General features: G+C 31.0%; 2 protein-coding genes. Both read left to right on the top strand.

The genetic code is table 11. The features are described from left to right. Window positions 1-642: 642 nt before the first annotated feature. The gene (locus tag AAIB49_RS19380; protein WP_343458998.1) at window positions 643-2,550 is read left to right on the top strand and encodes an McrB family protein; all 1,908 of its coding nucleotides are present in this window, start codon (window positions 643-645) and stop codon (window positions 2,548-2,550) included. Next, window positions 2,534-4,372, top strand: coding sequence for a nuclease domain-containing protein (locus AAIB49_RS19375; protein ID WP_343458997.1), 1,839 nt, complete (start codon window positions 2,534-2,536; stop codon window positions 4,370-4,372). Before AAIB49_RS19380 ends, AAIB49_RS19375 begins: the two co-directional genes overlap by 17 nt. Window positions 4,373-5,322 lie beyond the last annotated feature (950 nt).

Here is a 5,322-nt window from a genome sequence, read left to right as displayed (position 1 = left end):
GTCCTTTTTGTTTACTTTAATATCAGAAAATTGCGTGCAAAAAATAATAAGCATGGTCCTTACCGTTAAAACGTTGGTAAGGACCATGCTTATATTAATTTACTGGGGTTTTGTCCCAGCCTCTTTTGAATCCGATAGATATACATAATTATGTTTTATTAACTAACATGTTAACCTATCATCAATTTCAAAGTAATTACTTACATAGTATATAATAGTTTTTAATCAGAAAGTATATTTAGGATAGAATACAATGGAGCTGTAATAATAGATTATGGTAATAGTTATATTTTCTGAGTTGGCCTAAAAAGGATAGTACTTAACGGATTTTGTAAAGATTACTATAGCGTTCTTTACAACATATGGTTTTGTATTTAATTTAATTGATGTTTGTTTTAATAGTGTGTTTCTCTATTAACTAATATTATTTATTTTGACAATTTCAGCTAAATATCAAATGGTTTAGAATCTTGAATGAGTTAAAATGCTAGATAATTATGTTAAGATATAGGAAAAATTGTAAAATAAATTAACAGATTAAATATACGAGGGGTGAATGGTTGAAAAGTAGAACTTTTTCTAATGGGAATTGTACATATATTGTAATTGATTAAAATAAATCAGAAAAGAGGGGATTCATTCATGGAACTTAATATATATCTTGTGGGGGTTTTAGCGTCTGAATCACGCTTGCAAGAAATTCATCCAAATTTTTTACCAGTTAAAGCACTACACTCTGGCTTTAATCAGTTTCAGTTCTTGTTGGATATATTAAATACTGACGATATTCCATTAGAACATCAAAAAGTATTTAGAAATCGTTTTGCGCTTGGATATGATAATCAACTAAGAGATTCTGAATGGGAATCTATTTCTCAAAAACAACAATTTTTTAAAGAAGATGCTTTTAAAAGCTTTGCTACTACTAAGCTATTTATCTTCAAACCATACATTGATGAAAACAACTATGGTGAAAAGAATATTAAGGTTTCGAATAATAGTCTTAAAATCATTGATAAACCAAAAGGTATCTCTGATAAAGCCATCGGTAGTCTAATGACTATACCAATATTCAATGAACATAGCCAGTACTCATTTGAAAAAAGAATCTTATCGTCACAATCTATTGGCAATTACGATTTCCTTGAAAGAATAACAACTTCATGTGTAGTTTCTGGTGATTATATATATGGGGAGTTCCAAGATTTTGAGAAATTGAATGATGGATGGCATGTAACAATAGACGGAACATTAAAAAAACTACCGATTGACTTTAATGCGTATACAGAACACATAATTATTGAATCGCATGCTATATATGTCGATTATGATTTCTTTCAGGATGTAATTCTAACAAATGGATTAATTGAAAAAGGGATTCCTGTTAGTCTAGATAAACAAGTAAAGTTAAAGAAAATTGTTGAAGAAACAACTGATGATTTCGAAGAAGAAAAGTACTCAGAAGATGAATTTTTAAATACATTATTTGAACAGTTGAATAAAAGAGGATTAATTTTTGAAAAGAAACAGCTTATTAACTTTCATACTGCATTAAAGACTCGCCGCTTAGTTATTTTAAGTGGACCATCGGGAACAGGCAAAACGCAAGTTGTTTTCCAATATGCCAAAGCATTGGGTATCATAAATAAAGATATGCAACAGTTCAAAATGATTCCTGTAAAACCAAATTGGAAAGATGATACAGATTTAATAGGGTTCCTAGATACAATTAACAATATATACCGTCCATCTGAATCGGGATTAGTCGATGTACTAATTGAAGCAAAAAATAACCAGAACAAAATCTTTTTAATTTGTTTTGATGAAATGAACTTAGCCAAGGTAGAATATTACTTTTCACAATTTTTAAGTGTGTTGGAGATGGAAGGCAATGAAAGGAAAATATCACTATATAGCAAAAAATTAGTTGGACGAGTATTGAATGGTGAACAATACCCCCATGAAATCAATATTCTCCCTAATGTTCTATTTGTAGGTACTATTAATAATGATGAAACAACACAAACATTATCAGATAAAGTATTAGACCGTGCTAACTTCATTGAGTTTAATATACCAAAGAACCATATTAATAACTGGGTAAACTTGTATAAGAAAGTTAGTAGAAACACAACAAAAGAGAGTAAAGTAGATAAAGTGGTAGATTTGTACCATTATAGTAATTGGACGAAGAATACATCAGAAATTAGCTTACTTCCTTCTGAAATCGAGATATTAGAACAATTAAATCAAATTTTAATTAAGCAAGACGCTTCAAAAGGAATCGGTTTTCGTGTACTTGACCATATCAATTCTTATATGTTGAACCTGCCATCTAGCCAAGTATTAAGTCGTTCATCTGCATTTGATCTACAAATATCACAAAAAATCATTCCTAAAATCCGTGGGACTTTAGATGAATTAAAAGAAATATTATTGGAAGATGAAAAGGGCTTATTAAGTATATTAGATGAAACAGTTTATCCCAATTCTTATACTGCAATTAAACGTAAGATTAGGGAGTTGAAATTATATGGCTATACTTACTAGTGAGTTAACTTCAGACCAACCATTCAAAGTAGAATTTGTTTCCTACTACAATACCGAAAATGAAGTTAAATACTTGAAACAACTTAAACGATTTTCAATGAATAAGGATCTAAACTTTATTGAAGATTTGGGATTACTAGAATATGATAATTTAGCAGTTCGCTTTACCACAACATCATCGGAAAAAGACGAGGATGCAAAGTTATTTATGGATTGCTTTGATTATATTGATGAACTCGGTGATGATGTTGAACTTGAGCAGGGTAAGACAGGCTTTATTTGTTTAGATAATGAAATCATGATACACCGTCACTTAAATAATGACGTGGGTAGTCCGTTAATACCAGGAGTGTATAAAGTCAAGGTAGTCTATAAGGGTGAGACCTACTATAGTCAGATACTAATTAAACCAAACAACATAGAAATTAATGAACATTACCAAATGGTGAAGGATATTGAATCCAAGGTGAAAGGCCTTGCACGTGACTGGATTAGAAAAAATAAATCACTTGGTTTATTGAACGAAACTACAGAAATTGATCCGACTTATTTAGATTATGCGTATTTATTGTTAAAGCATCAACGTTTGATGGAATACTCAATGAGCACTATTCTAAAAAATCCATATATAGACCTAGACAAAAATCACTTAGAAATGCCATTAGTTAAAAGCAAAAAATTTGATAGTATATCGCTGAAGCTAAACCAAATTAAGCATAGCCCAACACTTTATATGCGAAATCCTTTATCCAATGAGAAAGTTTACAGTTATACCATGGTTGAGAATTACGATAACAAAGTAAACAATTATCTTGTAAAAGTGCTTTATGACCTCATAGAACTTCTGAAAAAGGCCAAATTTGATATTGGTAAGGTAAAAGAGTATTTCAACAATGAGTTAGCAGATTTAAAGCGATATCGCTTTGGTAAAAAAACTGGGATAGATTCAAAAATTTTGAACCGTGAAAAACAATTGCGAAGAATTATACAGTTTGAAATAGCAGTTGATGATTTACGTGTTAAGCTATTGAATTTCAGAAATACGGCATTTATCAAGCAACTGAGACCTACACGTAAAGTGACTTTATCACAGCAATTTATCAAAACACCAGGTTATAATAACTTCTATCGAATCCACTTGCTAGTTAATGGTCAGATAGAGAACAAGATTGAAGATTTATTCGACTATAATTGGAAATCCACTGAAGTCTTATATGAGTATTGGTGTATGATTCAAATTATAGAATATCTAGTAAAGATAGGTTACCAACCAATCCAAGGCTGGATATATCAAAAAGAGAATAAAGACAACAAAATTACTGTTCCCGCTATTCCTGATGGTACAAGTATCAATTTTAAAAAAGGTGACTATACTTTAAAACTAATTTTCAACGCTATGATTGGTAAAACACCAGAACAGGCAAAAGCGGATAAATCGCCATACTGGATCCGTGTAGAGCGTAATAAACCTGATTTTAGACTTGATGTGTATAAACATAATAATTTTATAAAGACAATTATTATGGACTCAAAGTACAGTCCAGCATTACGGTTTTGGAATAAGAAGTTAATTAATACTTCAAAAAAGAGTAAGGTTGTAGAACAGTTAAAAATCTACGCAAATAATATTTACAAATTAAATACGAGGAGGGAAAATGTTGTAGAGGAAGTGCTTGCACTTTGTCCTACGGTAATTAATAAAAATGACTTACTAGACATCGATGAGAATCACTCTATTGGTGTAGCAACACTAAAACCAGGTATAGAAAATAATAAGTTCAAAGAACGGTTAGAATACTTAATTAGTGTAAACTCAAAATAAAACAGGTAATACTAATTAAAGTGATACCATACATTAAAGGTTTTTGTTTTTTTCACTAAGAGCGATACTATTTACTTATTTCTAATCTGGTTCTACTCGTAACATAATTAGTTAAAAATAACTGAAAAATGGTTCTTTGGGATTCTCCTTTGTCATAAAGAACATAGTGGACACTCAGTACAGTCATCGCATTCATATACCGTCTAGAGATATCGGAATGCTAATGTTTTGTTATTTGGACACGTAAAAGAGTCATCCACTTCACTGATGTCCATTTGTTATGTTAGCAAAAGTCCTTCTTTTCTTCTAATTTCGATATTGGTTATAGGTAATGAGTGTAGTCTGTTTTCGTTGAATGAGGACATCCTCATAATTTTGTTCGCTTCCATAACCTGCATCGGAGACGATGAACATTGGTAGCGTAAAGAATATCCTGTTAATAGTTTCCAAGAACAGAATGATTAGGCGTGTATCGGAAACACATGCACAAGCGAACGCATAGACCTTCAATCGCAAGATGCACATTATAACCAATTTTAAGTTGTCCGTTCTTCATATAATCATCTTTCATTCGCATAAATGAGGTGTCAGAACGGGTCTTTGAATTTTTACGTTCTCCAAAGTTTTTCTGGTCTTTTTGATACTTTTGTTTTGTTACAAATAATCCTTGAATCTTTTGAGATATTGTTTTGTTGCATTACGCTCGGAGCGAAACTTCTTATGTTCGTTACACTTCTCAGTATAACTCTAAATAGAAAATAGTAGGTAAAATCATCCGTCGATGACCTAACCAACTAATATTAGTATGTTTATTATTTCAACAGAATCAATTTCATAATTGCTCTTTTTAAAAATTCACAGACCTACAGAATTTCTAAAATATACTTTTAAAAAACAATAATCACGCGGCTTGTTGCTGCTGAATTAATTGTGCATTCATACGATCTGCC

It is taken from the genome of Ornithinibacillus proteolyticus, from assembly GCF_039581225.1.
Lineage (GTDB): Bacteria > Bacillota > Bacilli > Bacillales > Amphibacillaceae > Ornithinibacillus > Ornithinibacillus massiliensis.
Note: the sequence above shows the minus strand (reverse complement) of the source record. Positions and strands in the feature narration are given on the sequence as shown.